This is a genomic window from Halalkalicoccus sp. NIPERK01, from assembly GCF_030287405.1.
Classification (GTDB): Archaea; Halobacteriota; Halobacteria; order Halobacteriales; family Halalkalicoccaceae; genus Halalkalicoccus.
On the sequence record NZ_JASVVV010000001.1, the window covers coordinates 22,062 to 42,638 of the forward strand.

A 20,577-nucleotide genomic window follows, 5' to 3' on the forward strand; every position below is an offset into this window, starting at 1 on the left:
CGCTCGGCGTGGATAATCTGCGAGAAAGCAGTTCGGACCGATCGTGATCTCTGTGACTCGACGAGCGACAACCCAACCCTTTTCGGTTCGGCTGTCGAATCCGAGGGTATGGCAGACGACAACGGCGAGGAGAACGAGGGAGAGGAGGAGAAATCGTTCCGCGAGCGCGTCGAGGAGATCCGCGAACAGCGCGAGGCCGAGGGTGGGCCCGAAGGCGAGGGCGAGGGCTCCCGGGAGGAGCGCCTCGAGGAGATGATGGGCGGTGGCGGCCCCGGCGGGATGGGCGGCAACCCCTTCGCCCAGATGATGGGCGGCATGATGGGCGGCGGCGGCCCCGGCGCGATGGGCGGCGGTCCCGCCGGCGGTCCCGGTGCGGGCGGCCCCGGCGGCGAGGGTGATAACGAACAGCTCGTCCGCGAGGTCCGCCAGCTCCGCGACGAGGTCCGCGACGTCAACCGACACCTCGAGCGGATCGCCGACGCCCTCGAGGAGTAGGGCGATCGCAAAAGAGCTAAACCGGCGTGTCGTCCGTTTCGAAGTAGAATGTCCCTCGCTCGCGAGCGCATCGGCCGTCTAGAGGCGCTCGCAAAGGAGGCCGCAGCGGCGGGCGAGGACGAGCGCGCCCGCGAGTACGTCGCGCTCGCCCGGCGGATCGCCGAGCGAAACCGCCTGCGCTTTCCTCGCTCGTTCGAACGGGCCACCTGTGGTCGGTGCGACCGCTACCTCAGGCCCGGCCGCAACGCCCGCGTGCGCCTGCAGGACGGCCACGTCGTGGTCACCTGCGAGTGTGGCGAACATCACCGCTACCCCTATCGGCCCTGACGGCGCGTATCCAGTCGATTCTACCGCGAATCGAACGTTCAAAGTACGTCGGCCCGATAGCAAGCGCATGAGCGACCGAGCGGATCTCCAGGAACTCCGGAAGGAGGCTCACGACCTCGACGTGACGGTGTGGGTCGGGAAGGGCGGGATCGACGCCGTGACCGACGAACTCGCCGATCAGCTCGCGGATCGCGATCTGGTGAAGGTGAAGTTCCACCGCGCGGCCCGCGGGGGCACGACGACCGAAGACCTCGCCAAGGACCTCGCGGAGGCGGTCGACGCCACGCTCGTCGAGACGCGCGGCAACACGGCGGTGTACCACTGATGGTCCTTGAAGGGTTCCTCGTCGACCTCGGACTCCGGCCGGGGCCCGCCGCGGCGATCGACGGCGCGATCCGGTTTCTCGTCGCCTTTATCGCGCTCGTGATCGTCGGCCGCGCGGTCGTCCTCCCGCTGCTCGACCGGGCCTTCGACAGCCGCGACCTCGAACCCCACGCCCAGCGCCCGCTGAAGAAGGTCGCGTGGTTCGGCGTGCTCTTCGGGGCGGTCGCGATCGCCTTCGGCTTCGGGGGCTACGGGAGCTTCCTCACCTCGCTGGCGACGATCGCCGCCGCCGCCGCGCTCGCGATCGGTATCGCGATGCAGTCGGTCATCTCGAACTTCGTCGCGGGCGTGTTCATCTTCACCGAGAAGCCCTTCCGGATCGGCGACTGGATCGAGTGGCAGGAGGGCGACTACTTGGGGATCGTCGAGGACATCAGCCTGCGCGTGACGCGGGTTCGAACGTTCGACAACGAACTCATCACGGTGCCCAACTCCGACCTCACCGACAACGCGGTGAAGAACCCCGTCGCGAAGGACACGCTCCGCCAGAAGTTCGTCTTCGGCATCGGCTACGACGACGACATCGAGACGGCGAGCGAGGTCATCGTCGAGGAGGCCGAGAACCACGAGGAGATCCTCGACGACCCCGCGCCGACGGTTCGACTCACCGAACTCGGCGACTCGGACGTGGGCCTGCAGTCTCGCTTCTGGATCGCGGACCCCGCCCGTTCGGACTTCGTGCGGATCCGCGGGGAGTACGTCCAGCGGGTGAAGGAGCGCTTCGACCGCGAGGGGATCGACATCCCGTATCCGTACCGCACGCTCGAGGGCGGGCTCTCCGTCGAGAGCCTCGAATCCGTTCGCCCGCGCGGCGAACTCGCCGAGTGAACCCCTGCTCTTGCAAGACGAGAACTGATTGAGGTACGCGTTTCACCCCCGCCCGGGTGTACGATGCGCTACGTCTGTACCGAATGTGGTTGGGAAGTCGAGTCGAACGACTCGCTCACCGCCGACCCCGGCGCACTGGCCGTCGAACATCACGTCCGATTCGGACACCCGGTCGAACTGGCGAACGACCGCCGCCCGCCGGACGAGCAGACGGTCGATAGCTCGGTCGGGACGTAGCCCGCGGGCGGTGGACGGCTCGGCTTTTATTCCGGTCTTTGAACCTCGGTTCGGTCCTCCTGGCTGTGAGCGACGCCGCTCGTGATGATCGCCTGGACGCTCTCCTCGACGGTCATGTCGACGTCGATCACCCGGCTCTCGGGGACGTAGATCAGAAACCCGCCCATCACCGGGTTGGGCGCGAAGGGCACGAACAGCGTGAGCATCTCCTCGTGGCCCGCCGCCGCGACCAGTTCCGCCGGCGGCCGGCCGGTCAGATAGGCGAGCGTGTAGCTGCCGTCGCGGGGGAACTCGACGAGTTTGACGTCCTGAAAGCTCTCGACGTCGCTCTCGATGAGGATGTCGCTCATCCGCCGGAAGCTGTTGTAGATCGAACTCACGCCGGGGATCGACTCCATCGCGGCGTGGAAACCGCCCGCGATCCGCGTCCCGTCGGTGTGTTCGGCGACGATTCCGACGGCCACGATCAGCGCGAGCAGCGTGAGGATCGTCGTCGCCTGCACGACCGGCGCGGCGACCTCGATGTCCGCGTAGGCCGCGAGCCACACCACGGGGTTGAGCGTCTCGGCGACGAAACTGAGGACGAACCCCAGGACGATGACGGTGAGGATGAACGGGATCGTGATCGCGGTGCCGGTGATGACCGACTGGCGGAGCCGATTCCGGAGGGAGGGCCGGCGCTTCGGGGAGGACATGGCTGTGGACGCTCGCTGATGGGTGATACGACTATCGGTTGCGCTCGCCGGGCGAGAACCGAGTGCGGTGGCTGTTCGACCCGTCGCTTTGGTGCAGGTTTTTCGAGAGAGCCGGTGGCTCGTTCGCGAAGTAAAAGGCGCGTATGAATGGGTGGACGCCCGGGGTTGCCCGGCGTTCCGGCGCGGGGAGTCCCGGTTGCCTCCTCCACCCCGCGATCCGTCGAGCGACAGGTGTCCGGTGGCCCGCTGCTCACTTCCGTGCCTGACGGATTTCCACCGGTTAACCGCGACGGCACGTCCCTGCGGACGCTCGCCGCGGACCGCTGTCCCCGACGGACGAGGCTTCTCAGTTGGCTCCCGGGGCCCGCGCCGGTCGGACCGGACGCGCCCGGGGTTCGGTCCCCGCTGAAGACCGTAGTGCGGGTTTCGAGCAGGGCCTAACTGCCCGACCTAGTCCAGTTCGTACTACCCGCGTCGGCCATAAGAGGGTTTCGCCTCGTCGCCCTACAGCAGGCCGAGCGCCCGCGCGTAGAGGGCGGCGGCGAGCGCCGCGAGCGCCGAACAGGCGAGGAGGAGCCAGCGGTGGTAGGCGAGCCAGTCTTGCGTGGTGATCCCCGTCACGGCCTCGGGCGACAGCGAGACGACCCACACGAGGGCCATCAGCGCCATGAACAGGCCGATCACGAGCGCCGCGCCGGCGACCGTGGCCGGGTCCGAGCGCCCGCCGAGTCCGGCCCCGAAGACGACGACGGCGACGGCGGCGAAGACGCCGATCAGCCTCGGGCCGAAGACGCCGGCGTCGTAGTAGATCGCGAGGCCCGTGGCCGCGTCCGCCGGGAGGGCGACGTACGGCGCGATGACGACCGCGATGACGGCGAGACAGGCGGCGATCCCCAACTGGGGGGCGCGTCGCGTGAGGTCCATGTCGGAGGGTCGGTCGACCGGAACCTAAAGTCGGCGTTCGAGGACGAGCGTAACACCCACATAGGGCCGGAAAAAAGAGCCGGTATGGGACTCGGAAGCACCACGAAGAAGCTCCAGATGATGGCCGACAAGGCCGAACAGCTCTACGCCCAGCTCAACGAGGTCAAAAGACAGCTCGAGGACCTCCGCGCCAAGGTCGACACCACCCACGACACCGTCTCCGACCTCGAGATCAGACACGAGCAGAACCGCGCGCTGCTCGAAGCCCTCGCCGAACAGCAGGGGATCGACGTCGAGCGGGTGCTCACCGAGGCGTCCATCGAGGACGTAGAGGAGCCCGGTCCCGCCCCCGACGGGGTCGGATCCGAGGACGTCCCCGGCGAACCGGGCGAACCGGGCGAACCCGCCGAAACGGCCGACGACGCCGAGGGAGTCGGAACCGAGACCAGTTAAGTAGCTCCGGCAAGGATTGCCAGCCGATGATCGACCCTCCCGCCGGCAGCGTCCTCGACACGGTCGGCCGGACGCCGCTGGTCTCCGTCCAAGCGGCCCCCGACGCCGTGCCCGTCTACGCCAAACTCGAGTCGTTCAACCCCGGCGCGAGCGTCAAGGACCGCATCGGGAGGTACATGCTCGAACGGATGCTCGAACGCGGCGACGTCTCGCCCGGCGGCACCGTCGTCGAGCCCACCGCCGGAAACACGGGGATCGGGATCGCGGTCGCGGCGGGGCAACTCGACATCGAAGCGGTGTTCGTCGTCCCGGAACGCTTCAGCGTCGAGAAACAGCAGCTCATGGCCGCGCTCGGCGCGGAGGTGATCAACACGCCCACCAGCGAGGGGATGGGCGGCGCCATCGAGCGCGCCCACGAACTCGCCGAGGAGTTGGACGATGCCGTCGTGCCCCAGCAGTTCTCGAACCCCCTCAATACCGAGGCCCACTACGAGACGACCGCCCCCGAGGTCTACGAGGCGCTCGACGGGGAGGTGGGCGCGGTCGTCGCCGGGTGCGGGACGGCGGGCACGCTCATGGGTCTCGCGCGCTACGCCCGCGAACGGGACCCCGACACCTACGTCTGTGCGGTCGAACCCGAGGGGTCGCTGTACGCGACCACGAAGGGCGTCGAGAGCGAGGAGGCCGAGTACAAGACCGAGGGGATCGGCACCCACGACCCGACGACGAACGAACTGTTCGAGCCCGAACTGGTCGACGAGGTGCTCCAGATATCCGATCGGGACGCTCACGACGAACTCAAGCGACTGGCCCGCGAGGAGGGGCACCTGGTCGCCTCCAGTTCGGGCGCGGCGAGCGTCGCGGCGCTCGGGGTCGCAGAGCGCATCGAGGCGGACGAGATCGACGCGCCCCACGACAGCGTGGTTACGGTCTTCCCGGATTCGAGCGAGCGCTACCTCTCGAAGGGGATCTACCGGTCGTTCGAGGCGTGGGAGGACTAGGGCGCGTGCAGGCGCTGGTGTTCGACCTTCATACACCGGTCGACGACGACGTGGACCCCCGCCTCCTCGGCGCGGGCCTCGGCGTCGGGATCCGAGATACGCAGTTGGAGCCAGAGCACCTTGACGTCCTCGCGGTCGAGGACCTCGTCGACGATCCCCGCCACCTCGTCGCTCGGGCGGAACACGTCGACGACGTCGATCTCCTCCTCGACCTCCGAGAGCGAGTCGTACGCGGGTCGCCCGAGTACCTCCTCGGCGTTGGGGTTGACCGGGATCACGTCGTAGCCGTGCTCGACGAGGTACTCGGGAATCTCGTGGGCGTCCTTGCCCGGCGTGGTAGAACAGCCGACGACCGCGACGGTGCGAAGGCCGAGCAGTTCGCGCAACTCGGCATCGCTCTCGACTGGCATACGCTGACTGAGAACAGCCCGCCGAATAACGCTTCTGACCGCGGCCGATACCGCCTTTCGCTCACGCCGACAGGACCAGCGCGACCCGCCCGAGGACGAACGCCGCGGCCGCGAGGAACATCCCGTACTTCAGCCGTCGCTGGCCCGCCGTCGGGTTCCGAAGGCTCGTGGCCGCCGCCCAGAGCATCACGACGTTGGCCGGGAGGACGGCCAGCAGGTAGACGACGCCGAGCGCGCCCAGCAGGTAGGGGAGCGGACTCGCGAGCACGGCGACGAGCAGACACGCGACGCCGACCCAGAGCGCGGGTCGCTCGCCGATCGCGATCGGCAGCGTGTTCAGCCCCTCCTCGCGGTCGCCCGCGACGTCCTCGACGTCCTTGATCACCTCGCGGGTGAACGTCGAGAGCGCCGCGAGGGCGAACAACACGCCGGGTGCGGTGACGTTTCCGACCGCCGCGCCGCCGAAGAGGAAGGTGCTCCCGCCCAGCGCGGCGACGACGGCGTTTCCCACCCCCGGCAACCCCTTGAACACCTGCGTGTAGGCGACGAGCAACAGGAGGTTGACGAGCGCGATGGCGATCGCGAGCGGGGGCAGCGCCAGCGCGAGGACGACGGCGCCAGCGAAGAGCGCGAGGCTGAAGACGAGCGCGCCGCGCGGGGAGACCGCGCCCCGCGGGATGGGGCGTCCGGGCTGGTTTATTCGATCTATCTCGCGGTCGAAGTAGTCGTTGATCGCGTTTCCGGCCCCGGTGGCGAAGACGGTCGCGCCAGCGGCCGCGCCCGCCGCGATGGGGGCACCGGCCAGTCCCCCGGCGACGAACGCGCCGATCAGGGTCAACGCGCCCGCGACGAGGGCGTTCACCGGGCGAACGAGTTCGAGCAGTCCACGCCCCGTCGACCCAGCCATCACTCGCCCTCGACGAGCGGGGGGGATAAAAGGCCCGTCTCAGCCCTCCGGCCGTTCGAGCGCATCGACGAGCGAGACGGCCTTCGAGACGACCCGTTCGACCAGTCGTTCGCCCGTCTCGACCGTGGCGACGGTCGGATCGCCGAGGTTCCCCGTGGGAGTCAACTCGGCCATCTCGTCGGCCGAGAGCGCCCACCCGACCTCGTTGTCCCCGAGCGCGTCGTAGTCGGTCAGCGGCAGCGCCTCCTCCGCTATCGTGGTCGCCTCCGCGCGATCCATGTGGACGAGGTCGGGACACAGCGCGAGCATCATGCTCGTCTCGAACTCCGAGGCGTGAAAGGAGAGGTCGCTCTCGCGGATCTCGTCCGCCAGATCGGCGAACAGGTCCACGAGGGGGACGTGAAACGCCCGCATCCCGTGGTCGGTCCGCAGGTCGCGCACGACGATCTCGAGTTCGGGGTCCTGGACGAGGTAGTGGCCGTTCACGAGGAGGACGGTCTCGATCCCCCACTCGCTCGTTGAAACGCAGACGTCCCGGACGTAGCGTCGGAACGTCTCGCTCCCGACGGTGACGGTCCCCGGCTTGAACGTGTGGTGCGGGCTCACCCCGTAGGGGATCGCGGGGGCCACGAGACAGCGACTGCGCTCGGCGATCCGCCGGCAGATCGCCTCGGGCATGTGGGTGTCGACGCCCAGCGGGAGGTGGTGGCCGTGCTGTTCGGTGCTTCCCACCGGGAGCAACAGCGTGCTCGTCTCGTCGGTCGCGGCATCCAATTCCCGCCACGTCAGATCCGCTATCGCGTATTTCTCGGGCATGACATCCGGTTTCACTGGTTCGCTCATAAGTCACCGCCCCCGGGTTCGACCGGAGTCCGGCGGGGAACTCATCGACGGCGGGCTTTTTGGTCCGTCGGCCCTATCCCCGCCATGTTCATCACACGTCGGCGCGTCCTCGCGGCGCTCGGCACGGCGGGCCTCGCTGGCTGTCTCAGCGGGGACGGCGAGACCGAATCCGACGACGCGAGCGTCGAGACCGAGGCGCTTCTCACCGGCCTCGACACGCCGTGGGACCTCGCGTTCGGCGAGGGAGGCATCTACCTCTCCGAGCGTCCCGGACGGGTCAGCCTCCTCGAAGAGGGCGAACGGGAGACCGTCGTCGAATCCGACGCGACCGAGAACGGCGAGGGCGGCATGCTCGGGATCGCGCTTGATCCCGCCGAGGAGTTCCTCTACGCCTACTACACCCGCGGGTCGGAGAACCGCGTCGTGCGCTACGCCCTCGACGCGCCCGGCGATCCGGAGCCGATCGTCGAGGGGATCCCGGCGGCGGGGCGCCACAACGGCGGGCGGATCGACTTCGGCCCCGAGGGCGACCTCTGGGTGCTGACCGGCGACGCCGACGACCCCGATCTCGCACAGGACCCCGAATCGCTCGCCGGATCCGTCCTCCGACTGACCCCCGAAGGAGAACCGGCCACGGATACCGACCTCCCTGATCCTCGGATCTACACCTACGGCCACCGCAACCCGCAGGGGATCGCGTGGCTCCCCGACGGGACTCCGATGATCACGGAACACGGCCCGAACGCGCGCGACGAGGTCAGCAGGCTGGTCGCGGGCGCGAACTACGGCTGGCCCGCCGCACGCGACGGCGGGGAGTACCCCGACACGGAGTTCGCCCGCCCGCTCGTGAACACGGGTCCCGATACGACGTGGGCCCCCTCGGGGATGACCTACTACGCCGGCAACGGGGTCGAGAACTGGCGGGACCGCCTCCTGATCGGGGGGCTTCGATCCCAGCAGGTGATCGTCCTCGCGCTGACCGCCCCCGGCGAGGAGTCCCCGGAGGGAACCACCTACGACGCCGAGTGGCTCGACGATGCGTATACGGCGACGGCCACGGCCGCGCTCCCCAGAGCGATCGGCCGGGTCCGCCACGTCGCGGCAGGGCCCGACGCCCTCTACGCCATCACGTCCAACCGGGACGGCCGGGCCTACGGCCGGTTCCCTCGCGAGGAGGACGACGTGCTCGTCCGTCTCTCGACCTAGCGCTTCTCGATCCGGTAGGTGACGCCGACGTCGCTGGTCGAGAGGTCCGCGCGCCGTCGACTCGCCTCCCGGTGGGTCTCGAACGGACCCTCGACGACCGTCTCGCCCGCGAGGATGTAGTACCCGGTCACACGACACCGTTCGGCGATCCCCCCCATAGCCGTTTCGTTGTCCGCGATTCCCTGCAGGTGCAAGCCGAATCGTTAGACGTACACGTTGGTTCACTTCGGGTACGCGGTCTGAGCGACCGAGCGGGATCGACCGTTCGCGAACCGTATCCCGACTACCACTCTCGACTCTGAACTCGTATCACAATGGGCCAATCACAACGATCACCGGAATCGGAAGGCGAACTGCGTCCACAACCAACCGCCGGGGCCGACGACCCGCCGACGAACGACGACGGCGAGTACGTCTGTGGCCGGCGCTGTGCGAACGGCACGCCGTGTCTGATCACCGTCTCACTGCCGTTCATCTCGTGTCACCAACACGATCAGTCGAAGCCGGTCGTCCTCGAGGAGTGACCTGCCAGAGGGCCGTTCGTACTCCTCTCCCGGCAGAGATGCTCCGCCGTCTCTCTCGCCCCCGCGAAATCCGTCGCTGCTGAGGCTGGCTGAACACCGTGACGAACGACCCTATCAGGGCGCCCGGAGTTGGGCTTCGAACCGTTCTCGCAGCTTCGCGAGTTTCGGCTCGATCATCACGGTACAGTAGCGGTTCTCGGGGTTGTTCTCGTAGTAGTCCTGGTGTTCCTTCTCGGCCCCGTAGAACGCCTCTAAGGGTTCGATCTCGGTCACGATCGGGTCGTCGTACGCTCCCGACGCCTCAAGGTCGGCGACGAACGCCTCCGCGAGTTCGCGCTGGCGCTCGTCGTGGTAGAAGACCGCGGAGCGGTACTGGCTTCCCACGTCGGGGCCCTGCCGGTTCAGCGTGGTCGGGTCGTGGACGGTGAAGAACACCTCGAGTATCTTCGGGTAGCTCAGTTCGTCGGCGTCGTAGGTGACTTGGACGGCCTCGGCGTGGCCGGTCTCGCCGCGACAGACCTCCTCGTAGGTCGGCTCCTCGACGTGACCCCCGCAGTAGCCGGAGGTCACGTCGGTGACGCCGTCGAGTTCCTCGAAGACGGCCTCGATACACCAGAAACAACCACCGGCGACGGTCGCGACGGATTCTCCCATCGTCGGAGATTGGGGGCGCGCGATGTTAAGCCTCGCGCCGGCCGGGGACGGGGCCGGCCACTGGCGATCGGTAGAGGTCGCCAGCGTGTCAGAGACGCCGTCCGGGCTCACAGCGACCTCCGGACGGATGGTTCGTCTCCGCTGATTTAGCTGTTGTCCTTTCGATCCTGACACTGCACTAATCACGGATTGTGTCCGTACTCCGTCAATTGCCACGTGAGCATCCACGGGGACGGAACTCGGTGAGCGAACATCGGGACGGGCGCCGGAGACCGTCATCTCCGAGCGCGGCACCAACGCTATCACGGCTAGGATCGGTGACGAAGCGATCCCGGTTGGCCCGGTAACTCCGGATCGCATACAGGCTTTATCTCGGCGCGCAAAAGGACATCGCGGACGTGGTCCACCTCTACACGTTCTTTGAGGAAAGCCTTAGTGTGCCTCGAAAAGCGGGTAACACGGCTCGACGTTGAAGACGAATATGAGCGACTCGAACGCGCGTGAGCACCTCGACGTGAAACACGAACGCAACCGCGAGCAGGTGCATAACGGCCATCAAGCGCTGGGTCGAACACCTTCGATCCGAGCCGCCGGAGAAATGGGGGAACACAATGGAACGCAGTGGACAAAGCGCCGCGCCGAAATCGCTGGTCTTGAGGTTGACCAATACTGTCGGCTGTAGCTGTGTGGCGATGTTCCCAACCCTGTAGCGGGGAGGATATGCGACGATGTACAGCCGACAGTCTAAGCACGGGAACTAGCCATTCAGTTTGTATCAGACAACCGATTCCCGAAGCCTCCAGATGTCCGTCGTGGGATCCAAATTAGATGGTTCAGCCCCACGTGACGTCAAAACTCCAGCGTGAAACAGTATCGCCTTGAGTTGGAATACCGTCGGCGAGTGATACACGTTCCCGTCCGTGAGTTCATCACGCTGTAGTTCGCCGTCGGTGTTCAGCACACGACTCCGAACCTCCTCGCCACCGCGTACGAACAATTCTATGGTAAAGGAGGGATGCAATTCGTGAAGATACTCGACGACGTGAGGGAGCGTTGGTTCAGGAATTCCGTCCTCGTGCATACGCTGGAGTTCCTCGACGAGCAGTTGCGTCGCCGGATACGCGTAGACCACACGGCGAGTCAGCAGCCCCCATTTCGGCGCGAGGTCACAGAACCGCTTTCGTGACCGCTTCCACTCGTCGAACGCCTGTAGGGCTGTGTCAACGGATCCGTACTCGCGGAGTCCGAATCGGACGACCTCCCTCCCCAGCGGCGTCAGCCGAACACGGTCGGAGTATTCGTCGACGAGGTTCAGAAACGCGGCCCCGGTGCGGGCACCGTCGACGGCGCGAACGACCCGTTCCGAAAGGATCTGTTGCGTCTCGTCGGGATGGTACACCGCCAAGGGGTACGCGAGGTAGTTCTTCGGGTGGTTGAGACTGAACGACTTGTTCGCGACGCCCTGTGCGCTCGCTTGGAACCGAATCGCGCTAGTTTCGGTTGTCGTCCGATTGCCGACGAGACGCGGGACTTCCAACGGCTCGACCGCTCCACCGGTGTCGATACCGAGGACACCGACGTTGAGTTCGCGCGCGAGCGTACGGGCAGACCGGGAGATAGCTCCGGCAGGTGCCGCGAGGTACGCGGCGTTCGCTTCGTTGAGGCGGTCGTACGCTTGGACGATGCCACGCTCGATATCGACGTCCCCGCGGACGGAGTACCCCTTCGCTTCGATAGCGACGAGCGGTGGTTCGTCACCCATCTTGTCGACGGCGAGGAGGTCGTCACCGAGTACGCGAACGCCTACGAGATCGGGATATCCCGATCCAACGCGTACGTGGTTGAATGGAGCGAGTAACTCCGTAACCTCCGGATCGATAGGTTCGTTCGCGAGCCATTGGTCTGAGGAGAACTGAGTGTCGACGACTACGTATCCGCCGTCGGTATCGTCGTCCGGAAAGAGGCGGCGCTTGGTGTGCGCGAGGACTTGCGGTTCGGTCAACGTACGCGCCGCACTTGCCATGTCGCTCAGGTTTAGACAGCTGGCACATGAATATTCGGCTTCATCGCGTCGCCGAGCTGGCTCACACAGCCGAACGAAAGCTTCGTACCCGGTCGGCCGAGGTTTTATGGCCCGTGTTTGTCATTTAAACCCTAGCGAATCGCGTAACTGCGGCGACCCATATTCGGAATCCGAATGAAATGTTCGGCGAAATAGCGTCTTCTTTGAAAGTGACGCTACGCTGTCGCTTGGATTCGAATCAACGGGAAAACGCATGGGCGCTGCAGGATTTGAACGCCAGCTGACATATCGCTCCCCGCTTCGCGGGTCACTCATGTCAGTCCCAATCGCGGTTCGCTCCCATCGGTCGCTCACCGCTCACCCGCGGCAACTTGGGATGAGCACTCAGGCGACCTGAGCAGAACAAGCGCCAGGCCGGTCGCGGCTCGGCGGTTTGCAACGTGATACGACATGCAAACCCTCGAACCACTCGAACCAACAGACGCACTCACACTATACCTCTCCGAAAAACGGACGGAAGTATCCGACGCAACCCTGTACAGTCACAAGAGTCGTCTCGGACACTTCATCCGGTGGTGTGACGAACGTAGTATCGACAACCTGAACGAACTTACTGGACGTGACATCCAGCGATACAAGCTCTGGCGACGAGACGACGGCGACCTGAACGCCGTCACGCTCAAAACACAGATGGATACATTGCGGGTATTCATCAGATGGTGTGAATCAGTCGACGGGGTTCCAATGGACCTCTCGACGAAAGTGCAATCACCAGTCCTTACCGATGGAGAAAACGAGCGAGACGTACTTCTCGATAATGAGAGTGCAGAGGCAATACTCGCCTACCTCAATAAGTACGATTATGCGAGTATCCAGCACGTTACGCTGGCGCTTCTCTGGCACACAATGATGCGTCGCGGCGCTGCACGGGCACTTGACCTTGAGGACTACGACCGAGAGAATCAGCTCCTCATGGTTCGCCATCGACCCGATACGGGTACTGCCATCAAGAATAAGCAGCGCGGCGAGCGAATGGTCGCGCTGTCCGAGGAGATGTGTGACCTCCTTGATGACTGGGTAGCGACCCAGCGACCGGCCGTGACTGACGAATACGGCCGTGAACCGTTGCTGGCGACAGTACAGGGGCGGGTTCACGGTCAGACCATTCAGGGGTACGTCTATGCTATGACTCGCCCCTGTGTATTCACTGGTGAGTGTCCTGAAGGACGTGACCCAAAGACTTGTGAAGCAATGGAGAACGGTCGAGCGGCATCGAAATGCCCGGTAAGCGTTTCGCCGCATGCTGTCCGACGAGGTAGTATCACGTATTGGCTTCAGCGTGATGTACCAATGCGTGTGGTCAGTGACCGCGCGAACGTCTCGCAGGACGTACTTGATAAACATTATGACCGCCGAACTGAGCGAGAAAAGGTCGAACAACGACGACAATACTTAGAGAATGTCCTGTAATCCTATTACGCTACACAGTATCTTTCAATTCCCTCCTGATTCTATACTCATCTTCTAATCCTCTTCTGCTGGCTTACGACGTTTCGCTAAAACTATGTCGCAGTGATTCATTCCGCCTCTTAATGAGAGTTCTTTCCAAAGGGAGCGTACTCCCTTTTGTTCATGAATCTGTAGGATGGGATGAGTCTATCAACTTTAAGGACTTTGATATTATCTTTGTTAATTTGAGAAGCTTAGAGGAATCAGCCGAGAATTATGACCATCCATATAACGAATCAGACGAATCACCAAATATATTTGATTCTAGTGAAGTCACTACGTTTATCAAGACAGGCGGATTCATGGTGGTCTATCTCCCGGATTCTCTTACTGTGAGCATGGGGAACACGACAACGAAGCCGAAGGAAAACAATACGGCAACAATCGCTTCGAGGGGTAGGTCTGCTGGACAGAAGGATAAAGAAGTAGACCCATATGATGAATATGAACTTTTGAATTGGCTTCCTTTCTCGATTAAGATTAATACTGAAGAATCAGGGAAATCAGTTACTGTACTCAAGGAAGAGTGGGAGTGGTACTTCGGAAATCGATTTGTATGGGATAAAATAATCAGTCACTCGACTCGTAACTCAAGCTATAAATCCGAGACAATCGCTGAGAATTCTTATTCAGAGTCTATTGCAACCAAAGTCACTCATCGTTACGGTTCATCTGATGGCTATGCCGCCTTTATACCTCCAGACGAATCTCTAACATATTCTGATTTTGTCAAAGATACGCTCCAATACGTATTCGGTATGGGAACGAATATAGAAGGTCATGCTCCCCCTCCATGGCTTTCAAAGTACAGTCTTCCAAATGAAGGCAACATAGAAGACACTATACAAGAAAAGAAAAAGGAGATTAAGGAATTAGAGGAAGAATTAGAGTCTCTGACGAAATTCAAGAAACTTCTCTATGAGACACACACCAATCTTGAAGAAGTGACAAGAGATGCTTTGCGGAAGCTTGGTTTCACAGTTGACGACGAAGTACCGGGAAAGCGCGACGGAATCTTACATACCTGGGACACTCAGTTTGTTCTTGAAATTACCGGAACAACAGGTGGTATCAAGAAAAGCAAAGCTAGACAATTGGATGATTGGGTTGAGAACGTGATAGCAGAAAATCCCGGCGATGACATTTCGGGCCTATTAATCGTGAATCCGGAGATGGAAAGGCCACCGGAAGAAAGAGATGTTAGCTTAGAACCGAATGTAGAGGCATATCTGAAACGCCGGGGTGACTACAAGGTTTTAACAACTATTGACTTGTACCATCTTGTTAAATCACATTTGAAAGATGGCGTAGATAGAGATGATATTGAAGAAATATTCTACCAAGAGGACACCCTTCTTTCTCCGGAAGAGTACAAGTCTTAAGCGATAAATCAATGTTGAGGTGTAATCATCAACTGAGAGACTTGAGTCGGGGAGAAGAGGGCATGGTACGACAGGCGGCTTGAGTAGACCAAACTCCTTTATTTGTCGGCTACGCTGAGCAATTATGACGACTTACGGAATCACCCGCTCTGAACTTGGAGAGTTAGCCCCAGAAATTTACAACGATTTCCGGAACGCAAATGGTCCTTTCTTGGCGGAGCATATGCCGGAACATCAGGTTCGAGGAGGCTTCTCTAATGATTCAGAATATTGCATTTTCCTGACACTAATCGCTTCTATTGACAAGCGGAAGGAAACTGCCGGAGAAGAAGGTCTTTGGAACGTAGGAAAACGTCTTTGGCAAAATGAGAGATGGGCATACCAACCTAAGAAACTTATAGAGAATTACGAATACAGCAACCTGATTGACCTATTTACGAAGACAATGACGTTCAATTACTACGAAGACCCTCATGTATGGTATCTCAACTCTCTCACTCTTTATCGCCACTACGATAGCGACCCAATGAATCTCCTTGAGGAAGCCGATTATGATGCTCCAACACTACTCAATATCGTACGCAAGAAGCGACGAGAACAATTCCTGTCCCTTGGTGGAAAAAAGGTAGGAGCCCTGTGGATACGGCTTCTCCATGAGGAAATCCAACCGCTGAGCAATATCCAAGAAGTAGATATTCCCGTTGACTCCCACATTAGAGGAATCACCAATAAGCTCCTTGATGCAGACTACTCCACCGCTGAAGTTCGGAAGTTTTGGAGCGATTTTTGTATTGAGCACGACTTGATTCCCGTCGAGATAGACCAACCCCTGTGGCTCTTGGATAAGTATGAAGATGAATGGGGAGAAGACTATCTTCGGGCGAAAATTGAGACAATATATCCCTCAACTTGAGTAAGAGTCAGGACGGGGACAAGAGTTATAGCTTGTTCAGAAACAGCGTATGGTCATCCGTCAGCAACAGCTCGGAAGCGTTCGTGCCTTTGCAAGTACCCTCCTTCACGAAGTAGCACATCCAAGAAGCGGCGGCGCATTCGACCTTTCGAAACCGTTTGAGGATGCATTAACAAGACTACTTGGCGAAGTAGCAGAATCCGCAATTGAAAACCAGTAACCAAACGTTCAGTGGTGGTTGCGAAGTAGCCGAAATATTCGCTGTCCTAAGTGGCGGCTATGGGCAACAGAAGGGTTCAGCTGTCGGCCATCTAAATCAATGCCCCGTTTCGCAATGTCGGTATCAGCTAGTGACTTTCGATAGAACAGCCATGCGATATCCTCTCCAATCGACTGACGCGCCACCTCGAAATCGACGGTACTACGCTCATTCATTGCAATTCGACGGGCGACAGTTGCACTCATATCTTCCAACCACTGTTTCTCCTTCGGAGATATACGCGCTCTGAGCGTGCTACGAGCGGCATAGATGCCGTGCTTCATCGCATTCGTATTCCCAATAGGCGGTGCCCCGCCCTTGTTTCCATTCGCATAGTCATTTCCCTCTGGTGCGCCATGATTCGGATGCAGCTCGGAACCATCGTGCATAAAGCACCGCTCACTGGTCGTTGACCGTTGGCAGGGGCCGTTCTCCGTTCTCGCACCGCAGACCGAAGCCAACTGTGAGCTATGTGATGTTGAGGCCATCTTGACTTAGTGTTCGTATTCGATAGAGACCATTATAGAACTCCCGCCAGCGGTCTCTATATCGCGCTGCAGAAACCTGCTTATTAGATACCACTATAAACAGTCGATTCATTGCTCGTCTGAGGATTAGAAAACATTATCGAATGAGATTTCCTGTCGCAACTAATTTGACACCCGCATACGATTTGCCAATTAATGGCTCCGGAGATACCTACACTCCTCGAATCGTGTACCCCTCACGATGACGTATTATCGGGTACCCTTTCCGAGAACGAATTTGCCGCAAAACTCTCTGATGTCGTCTTCAAACCGGACGAAGCTCCCGCCATCTATGCCGATTCGAATACTTTCTTTTCTAAAACCTATGCAACAGATGGTCTTCAGACCGTTCTTACACTCCTCGCTAAGCGCTATTCAGGGAAAGTGAAGGGAGAGTTCAGCGGCGAAGACGGGCTCCTATCACTTGATACCGTTTTCGGTGGGGGAAAGACACACTCCCAGATAGCTGCGTACCATTTTTCGCGGAACCCTGATGCTATTGAGAATCTCGGTAAGTACATCACGGACGACGAAGCACGAGAAGAATTTGAGGAGGTCAAAAATGACCTCTCTGTAAGAACGGCAGTTTTCGAAGGAGGGTACGTCAGCGCGACTAATGCTAAATGCAATAAAGACGATGAAAACGCCCCGAATACGCAAACGATGTGGGGCGAGCTCGCGTATCAATTGGCAGGTGCTGAGGGTTACGCGAAATTCAGCGACTACGATGATGAACAAATCGCTCCAGGAGAATCGGACATCTCGGAGCTATTCGACGAACTCGATGACCCTGGGCTCGTACTAATTGACGAAGTCGCCCAGTATTTCGAGCAAGCTGCTGCGGTGGGGGTTGAGGACTCAACACTGGCCGACCAGACTAATTCGTTCCTCTGGTCGCTGATGCGAGCCAGTCAGAATACGGACGCTGTGACCGTCATCCTCTCAGTGTCTGCGACCGCTTTCGAGGAGCGAGCGCAGAAAGTTCAGGAGCTTATCAACGACCTCAACGACATCTCTGAGCGGACGGAGCACTCAGTCACACCAACCGAGGATGACGAGGTCGCTGCGGTTCTCCGTCATCGGCTGTTCGAATCGGTTGAGGATGACGTAGCTGCCGAGGTTGCTGAAGAGTACCAGAGCTACTATCGGAAGTTCGAGGACGAACTCCCGGACAGAGTTACGAAAGCGGAGTTCCGTGACCAGCTTGAACGGACGTATCCGTTCCACCCGACGCTTATCGACCTTCTCGGAAAAGAGATTGATACACTACCAAGCTTCCAACGTACGCGTGGGGCACTCAAACTCGTCTCGCGAGCAGTCTACCGTATCTGGAACAACCGCGAGACGAACGCCGGTCGCCACTACATCCGGGCGTTTGACATGCATCCCTCGGATGACCATGTCTGGTCGACGCTTCTCGACCTCTTCGAGCATATTGAGCAGGACCTCCGTACAGCTTCGAAGTCGGACATCTATACCAACGATGGCAAAGCTGCTTGTCAGTACGAGGATGGCAACTGGACGCCGATGGGACATCCGCCGATTGCGACCCATCTCGGGACGAGTATCCTCTGGAAGAGCATCGTCTCTGGCGGGAACCGTGGACGCGGAGTGACCCGACGCAAGCTCTGGGAAATGATTCTGGAGCCTGGTGTCGAACTCGACCACTATCGGGATGCCCTGAAAAATCTGAACGAGACGGGGTCGAACCCGGATACAGAGGCATTCTTCCTCTATGAGACGGAGAACGGGCTTCTCCGATTCAAAGGTGAGCCCAAGATTTCGAAACTCATCACTAACGAGGCGAAACAAATCGAACCAGGGGTTGCTCGCAACCGCCTCGAACAGACGATTGGTGGCGCACTCGGGGGCGGTATATTCGAGACGCTCTACGACCCACAGGCACCCTATGAAGTTCCGGATGACTATGAGACTGTCCGACTCAGCGTAATGGGCTTCGACGCGGTCACTATCTCGAGTGACCTCAATGAACCACCAGAACTGCTCCAGACGCTAGCGAACAAGACAGGACGCTCGCCGGGCTCCGAGAAGAAGCGTGTCTATCGGAATAACGTCGTATTTCTCGTGGCTGGTGAGCAGGAAACCGACGGAGCACTCGACCATGCTCGTCGCGTAAAAGCAATGGAGCGCATTCTGAACGGTGAAGCATGGGAAGCAGAACTCAATAGTGCTCAACGCGACGACCTCGACGAACGGCTTCAGAGGGAATCAGCATTGCTCGGTGAATCCGTTCGGCAGTCCTACCGTCATCTCTACTATCCCGACGCCGGTGGACTGGCGAACGAGACCATTGACTCCGTCAACGACAGTTCTGACCTCCACGACATCGTCTTCGAGAATCTCGAAAGTCTCGACAAGCTCATTACACAAGACGAGGGGGCACTCGGAACGACGTGGTTTCGGAACCGCATCTGGCAGTCGGACCCGGACTCGATGACGACGCTGGACATCCGCAAGCTCGTCGCGAAGCGGACTGACATCCGAATCCTCCTCGACCCGAAGCCGCTTCGAGCCACTATCCGGGCCGTGACGACCAGCGACATGTCTACGTACGTCTTCTGGGACGACACGGCTGGCGAGGGCTACTGCTCGGAAGGGATGACCGTGAATACGTCCGAAGGTGAGAAGACGCTCTCCGAGGCCGAGCAAATGTCGACGGACCTCCCGATGTCGAGTGTCCTGATTAGCGACGACCACGTCGTCTACGGGGACGGGGAGAAGTTGCTCGCCGAGCACGACCTCGACTTCCTCAAGGAGACTAGGGAAGAAGGCGAAGACGAAGGTGGCTCAGGAGGAGGTAGTAGTGGGACAGGTGGTACGGGTGGAGGAGCCGGTGGTGGAATCAGTCCGCCGCAGCGGTCCGAGCTGTCGTTCAACGCCACTACAGACTCTCCGAGCGCAATCAAGGGCGCGTTCTCGGATGTAAACAGTGATATCGACCAGAAGAAGATGCGTCTGAGGGACAATTACGATGTGTCCAGCAGCGACATCGTTGTCGAGGTCGACTCCATCGAAATCGAACTGGAGGGCGACCAAGTCTGGGAGCGGGCGTGGTTCATCTCGAACAAGCTCAAAGATTTAGATACTATCGGGGAAGCAACCTCCATCGTGTTCGAATACGTTGCACAAGGAGCCGATACCTCTGCCAGTGTCTTCGAGGCCGGTTTCGAGGGGTCCGCAGCAGAGTTCGCCAACCACTTCGGCACGAACCACATCCCGGAGAGCTTCATCAGCGCTGGTGGAGACTCCGAAGGCGAGGCCGTCCTGACAATCAACACGGAATCGATGGAGGACAATTCCCGTGAGGCGACTCTCGACGTGCTGCAGGAAGCGCTCGAAAACCTTGGTGGGATTAACAACGTCGAACTGGTCGTCTCTGGTATCGTGAAAGAGGCGTCGGAGCAGAGTGAAGAGGTGAGTGCATGAGCATCGAGGCGGAGTCGTTCGCCTACGGCAGCAGTATGTACGGTGGGCGGCCGACGTTCGCCTTGACGCGTCGACTCGGCGATGACGCCGGCCTCACGCTGTACGAGCTAATTCCCGAAGACCTCGCTGACGGTCGCCAAAAGCGGTTCCGAAAGGCGAACAGCAACCGTAGGCTCACGCGGGTGTCTGTTACGGACGCTGTCCCAGACGTGCAGGAGGACTCGAATGGAGTTCTGGACTTTTCCGAGGTCGGAGCTCCGTCTGCTCGCACTCCCAACGAGTGGCAGTGGAACGATTGGTGTGCCCTGAAAATTGCGACCCTTTCGAACAGCCGTCAGCAAGCTGTTCATCGGCTGGTTCGCGATGTCTTAGATGACAGCAGGATTAATATTGACTTCGTGACTCGGGGAGAGGGTTCCACCCTACTCTCAGAGGGCGCAGGAATTCGCTTGACAATCGCGTTCTTAGCGATGAAACGGCTTCAGAAGTACGAGAAGTTGACTACCCTGGCGGACAGCATCGCTCGAATGAGTCTTGAGGAATGTTATTACTGGCATGCAAAGTGTAGGTCCCCGTCTAGTCCAAACGGTGTAAAGGCACTTAGAGTGCTTCTTGCAGGAGATTTGTGA

General features: G+C 60.4%; 24 protein-coding genes and 1 other RNA gene. 15 read left to right on the forward strand and 10 right to left on the reverse strand.

The window, feature by feature from the left end:
- The first annotated feature begins 108 nt into the window (after positions 1-108).
- The 5 genes from QRT08_RS00120 to QRT08_RS00140 all read left to right on the forward strand — a co-directional run bounded on the left by QRT08_RS00120 (position 109) and on the right by QRT08_RS00140 (position 2,271).
- Entirely contained in the window at positions 109-495 is a 387-nt protein-coding gene (locus tag QRT08_RS00120) for a hypothetical protein (protein WP_286043544.1), read from the forward strand.
- A 48-nt stretch (positions 496-543) separates the two neighbouring features.
- Complete coding sequence (locus QRT08_RS00125) at positions 544-822, forward strand: ribonuclease P protein component 4 (RefSeq protein ID WP_286043545.1); 279 nt, start codon at positions 544-546, stop codon at positions 820-822.
- Positions 823-889: 67 nt separating this feature from the next.
- Positions 890-1,147, forward strand: coding sequence for a YhbY family RNA-binding protein (locus QRT08_RS00130; RefSeq protein ID WP_286043546.1), 258 nt, complete (start codon positions 890-892; stop codon positions 1,145-1,147).
- Positions 1,147-2,034, forward strand: coding sequence for a mechanosensitive ion channel family protein (locus tag QRT08_RS00135; protein WP_286043547.1), 888 nt, complete (start codon positions 1,147-1,149; stop codon positions 2,032-2,034). The genes QRT08_RS00130 and QRT08_RS00135 overlap by 1 nt, the downstream gene beginning before the upstream one ends.
- A gap of 63 nt (positions 2,035-2,097) precedes the next feature.
- Positions 2,098-2,271: a hypothetical protein gene (locus QRT08_RS00140; protein ID WP_286043548.1), complete on the forward strand. Its 174-nt coding sequence runs from the start codon at positions 2,098-2,100 to the stop codon at positions 2,269-2,271.
- 26 nt (positions 2,272-2,297) lie between these two features.
- Here the strand turns inward: QRT08_RS00140 and QRT08_RS00145 are convergent, their stop codons facing one another.
- From QRT08_RS00145 to QRT08_RS00155, 3 genes are all read right to left on the reverse strand, one after another.
- Entirely contained in the window at positions 2,298-2,966 is a 669-nt protein-coding gene (locus tag QRT08_RS00145) for a DUF502 domain-containing protein (RefSeq protein WP_286043549.1), read from the reverse strand.
- 149 nt (positions 2,967-3,115) lie between these two features.
- An RNA gene (gene ffs / locus QRT08_RS00150) (signal recognition particle sRNA) lies at positions 3,116-3,427 on the reverse strand.
- A gap of 43 nt (positions 3,428-3,470) precedes the next feature.
- Positions 3,471-3,890: a DUF7548 family protein gene (locus QRT08_RS00155; RefSeq protein ID WP_286043550.1), complete on the reverse strand. Its 420-nt coding sequence runs from the start codon at positions 3,888-3,890 to the stop codon at positions 3,471-3,473.
- 84 nt (positions 3,891-3,974) lie between these two features.
- Between QRT08_RS00155 and QRT08_RS00160 the strand changes: the two genes are divergently transcribed.
- Complete coding sequence (locus QRT08_RS00160) at positions 3,975-4,343, forward strand: DUF5798 family protein (RefSeq protein WP_286043551.1); 369 nt, start codon at positions 3,975-3,977, stop codon at positions 4,341-4,343.
- Positions 4,344-4,369: 26 nt separating this feature from the next.
- Positions 4,370-5,344 carry a PLP-dependent cysteine synthase family protein gene (locus QRT08_RS00165; protein WP_286043552.1) on the forward strand — a complete coding sequence of 325 codons (975 nt, stop codon included), beginning with the start codon at positions 4,370-4,372 and terminating at the stop codon, positions 5,342-5,344.
- On the opposite strand, the gene QRT08_RS00170 is transcribed toward QRT08_RS00165, so the two are convergent.
- The 3 genes from QRT08_RS00170 to QRT08_RS00180 form a co-directional block, all read right to left on the reverse strand.
- On the reverse strand, positions 5,341-5,754 hold the full coding sequence (locus tag QRT08_RS00170; RefSeq protein ID WP_286043553.1) for a CoA-binding protein: 414 nt from the start codon (positions 5,752-5,754) through the stop codon (positions 5,341-5,343). The two genes, QRT08_RS00165 and QRT08_RS00170, sit on opposite strands and share 4 nt — an antisense overlap.
- Positions 5,755-5,815: 61 nt before the next feature.
- Positions 5,816-6,664, reverse strand: coding sequence for a geranylgeranylglycerol-phosphate geranylgeranyltransferase (locus QRT08_RS00175; RefSeq protein ID WP_369684808.1), 849 nt, complete (start codon positions 6,662-6,664; stop codon positions 5,816-5,818).
- A gap of 36 nt (positions 6,665-6,700) precedes the next feature.
- Positions 6,701-7,477 carry a creatininase family protein gene (locus QRT08_RS00180; protein ID WP_286043555.1) on the reverse strand — a complete coding sequence of 259 codons (777 nt, stop codon included), beginning with the start codon at positions 7,475-7,477 and terminating at the stop codon, positions 6,701-6,703.
- A gap of 111 nt (positions 7,478-7,588) precedes the next feature.
- Here QRT08_RS00180 and QRT08_RS00185 point away from each other — a divergent pair, with 111 nt between their 5' ends.
- Positions 7,589-8,710, forward strand: coding sequence for a PQQ-dependent sugar dehydrogenase (locus tag QRT08_RS00185; RefSeq protein WP_286043556.1), 1,122 nt, complete (start codon positions 7,589-7,591; stop codon positions 8,708-8,710).
- On the opposite strand, the gene QRT08_RS00190 is transcribed toward QRT08_RS00185, so the two are convergent.
- Positions 8,707-8,841: a hypothetical protein gene (locus QRT08_RS00190; RefSeq protein WP_286043557.1), complete on the reverse strand. Its 135-nt coding sequence runs from the start codon at positions 8,839-8,841 to the stop codon at positions 8,707-8,709. The two genes, QRT08_RS00185 and QRT08_RS00190, sit on opposite strands and share 4 nt — an antisense overlap.
- Positions 8,842-9,024: 183 nt before the next feature.
- Here QRT08_RS00190 and QRT08_RS00195 point away from each other — a divergent pair, with 183 nt between their 5' ends.
- Positions 9,025-9,234 (forward strand): hypothetical protein, encoded by a 210-nt coding sequence (locus QRT08_RS00195; RefSeq protein WP_286043558.1) that lies wholly within the window; start codon positions 9,025-9,027, stop codon positions 9,232-9,234.
- A 114-nt stretch (positions 9,235-9,348) separates the two neighbouring features.
- Here QRT08_RS00195 and msrA read toward each other — a convergent pair whose 3' ends face one another.
- Positions 9,349-9,888, reverse strand: a complete 540-nt coding sequence (gene msrA, locus QRT08_RS00200) for a peptide-methionine (S)-S-oxide reductase MsrA (RefSeq protein ID WP_286043559.1) — start codon at positions 9,886-9,888, stop codon at positions 9,349-9,351.
- Between the two features lie 554 nt (positions 9,889-10,442).
- On the opposite strand from msrA, the gene QRT08_RS19000 reads away from it, so the two are divergent.
- The gene (locus tag QRT08_RS19000) at positions 10,443-10,598 is read left to right on the forward strand and encodes a hypothetical protein (RefSeq protein WP_483299929.1); all 156 of its coding nucleotides are present in this window, start codon (positions 10,443-10,445) and stop codon (positions 10,596-10,598) included.
- A 65-nt stretch (positions 10,599-10,663) separates the two neighbouring features.
- Here QRT08_RS19000 and QRT08_RS00210 read toward each other — a convergent pair whose 3' ends face one another.
- Positions 10,664-11,911 carry a hypothetical protein gene (locus tag QRT08_RS00210; RefSeq protein ID WP_286043561.1) on the reverse strand — a complete coding sequence of 416 codons (1,248 nt, stop codon included), beginning with the start codon at positions 11,909-11,911 and terminating at the stop codon, positions 10,664-10,666.
- Positions 11,912-12,361: 450 nt separating this feature from the next.
- Between QRT08_RS00210 and QRT08_RS00215 the strand changes: the two genes are divergently transcribed.
- The 3 genes from QRT08_RS00215 to QRT08_RS00225 all read left to right on the forward strand — a co-directional run bounded on the left by QRT08_RS00215 (position 12,362) and on the right by QRT08_RS00225 (position 15,715).
- Complete coding sequence (locus tag QRT08_RS00215; RefSeq protein WP_286043562.1) at positions 12,362-13,381, forward strand: tyrosine-type recombinase/integrase; 1,020 nt, start codon at positions 12,362-12,364, stop codon at positions 13,379-13,381.
- Positions 13,382-13,503: 122 nt separating this feature from the next.
- Positions 13,504-14,802: a hypothetical protein gene (locus QRT08_RS00220; protein WP_286043563.1), complete on the forward strand. Its 1,299-nt coding sequence runs from the start codon at positions 13,504-13,506 to the stop codon at positions 14,800-14,802.
- Between the two features lie 124 nt (positions 14,803-14,926).
- The gene (locus QRT08_RS00225; protein ID WP_286043564.1) at positions 14,927-15,715 is read left to right on the forward strand and encodes a hypothetical protein; all 789 of its coding nucleotides are present in this window, start codon (positions 14,927-14,929) and stop codon (positions 15,713-15,715) included.
- Between the two features lie 228 nt (positions 15,716-15,943).
- Here QRT08_RS00225 and QRT08_RS00230 read toward each other — a convergent pair whose 3' ends face one another.
- The gene (locus tag QRT08_RS00230; protein ID WP_286043565.1) at positions 15,944-16,363 is read right to left on the reverse strand and encodes a hypothetical protein; all 420 of its coding nucleotides are present in this window, start codon (positions 16,361-16,363) and stop codon (positions 15,944-15,946) included.
- 294 nt (positions 16,364-16,657) lie between these two features.
- Here QRT08_RS00230 and QRT08_RS00235 point away from each other — a divergent pair, with 294 nt between their 5' ends.
- Entirely contained in the window at positions 16,658-19,948 is a 3,291-nt protein-coding gene (locus QRT08_RS00235; protein ID WP_286043566.1) for an ATP-binding protein, read from the forward strand.
- The gene (locus tag QRT08_RS00240) at positions 19,945-20,577 is read left to right on the forward strand and encodes a DUF7680 family protein (protein WP_286043567.1); all 633 of its coding nucleotides are present in this window, start codon (positions 19,945-19,947) and stop codon (positions 20,575-20,577) included. The genes QRT08_RS00235 and QRT08_RS00240 overlap by 4 nt, the downstream gene beginning before the upstream one ends.

Bases quoted from the DNA above. Each gene is read 5' to 3' on its own strand.
- QRT08_RS00120 (WP_286043544.1), top strand. From the start codon at position 109: ATGGCAGACGACAACGGCGAGGAGAACGAGGGAGAGGAGGAGAAATCG.
- QRT08_RS00125 (WP_286043545.1), top strand. From the start codon at position 544: ATGTCCCTCGCTCGCGAGCGCATCGGCCGTCTAGAGGCGCTCGCAAAG.
- QRT08_RS00130 (WP_286043546.1), top strand. From the start codon at position 890: ATGAGCGACCGAGCGGATCTCCAGGAACTCCGGAAGGAGGCTCACGAC.
- QRT08_RS00135 (WP_286043547.1), top strand. From the start codon at position 1,147: ATGGTCCTTGAAGGGTTCCTCGTCGACCTCGGACTCCGGCCGGGGCCC.
- QRT08_RS00140 (WP_286043548.1), top strand. From the start codon at position 2,098: ATGCGCTACGTCTGTACCGAATGTGGTTGGGAAGTCGAGTCGAACGAC.
- QRT08_RS00145 (WP_286043549.1), bottom strand. From the start codon at position 2,966: ATGTCCTCCCCGAAGCGCCGGCCCTCCCTCCGGAATCGGCTCCGCCAG.
- QRT08_RS00155 (WP_286043550.1), bottom strand. From the start codon at position 3,890: ATGGACCTCACGCGACGCGCCCCCCAGTTGGGGATCGCCGCCTGTCTC.
- QRT08_RS00160 (WP_286043551.1), top strand. From the start codon at position 3,975: ATGGGACTCGGAAGCACCACGAAGAAGCTCCAGATGATGGCCGACAAG.
- QRT08_RS00165 (WP_286043552.1), top strand. From the start codon at position 4,370: ATGATCGACCCTCCCGCCGGCAGCGTCCTCGACACGGTCGGCCGGACG.
- QRT08_RS00170 (WP_286043553.1), bottom strand. From the start codon at position 5,754: ATGCCAGTCGAGAGCGATGCCGAGTTGCGCGAACTGCTCGGCCTTCGC.
- QRT08_RS00180 (WP_286043555.1), bottom strand. From the start codon at position 7,477: ATGCCCGAGAAATACGCGATAGCGGATCTGACGTGGCGGGAATTGGAT.
- QRT08_RS00185 (WP_286043556.1), top strand. From the start codon at position 7,589: ATGTTCATCACACGTCGGCGCGTCCTCGCGGCGCTCGGCACGGCGGGC.
- QRT08_RS00195 (WP_286043558.1), top strand. From the start codon at position 9,025: ATGGGCCAATCACAACGATCACCGGAATCGGAAGGCGAACTGCGTCCA.
- msrA (WP_286043559.1), bottom strand. From the start codon at position 9,888: ATGGGAGAATCCGTCGCGACCGTCGCCGGTGGTTGTTTCTGGTGTATC.
- QRT08_RS00210 (WP_286043561.1), bottom strand. From the start codon at position 11,911: ATGGCAAGTGCGGCGCGTACGTTGACCGAACCGCAAGTCCTCGCGCAC.
- QRT08_RS00215 (WP_286043562.1), top strand. From the start codon at position 12,362: ATGCAAACCCTCGAACCACTCGAACCAACAGACGCACTCACACTATAC.
- QRT08_RS00220 (WP_286043563.1), top strand. From the start codon at position 13,504: ATGAGAGTTCTTTCCAAAGGGAGCGTACTCCCTTTTGTTCATGAATCT.
- QRT08_RS00225 (WP_286043564.1), top strand. From the start codon at position 14,927: ATGACGACTTACGGAATCACCCGCTCTGAACTTGGAGAGTTAGCCCCA.
- QRT08_RS00230 (WP_286043565.1), bottom strand. From the start codon at position 16,363: ATGCACGATGGTTCCGAGCTGCATCCGAATCATGGCGCACCAGAGGGA.
- QRT08_RS00235 (WP_286043566.1), top strand. From the start codon at position 16,658: ATGGCTCCGGAGATACCTACACTCCTCGAATCGTGTACCCCTCACGAT.
- QRT08_RS00240 (WP_286043567.1), top strand. From the start codon at position 19,945: ATGAGCATCGAGGCGGAGTCGTTCGCCTACGGCAGCAGTATGTACGGT.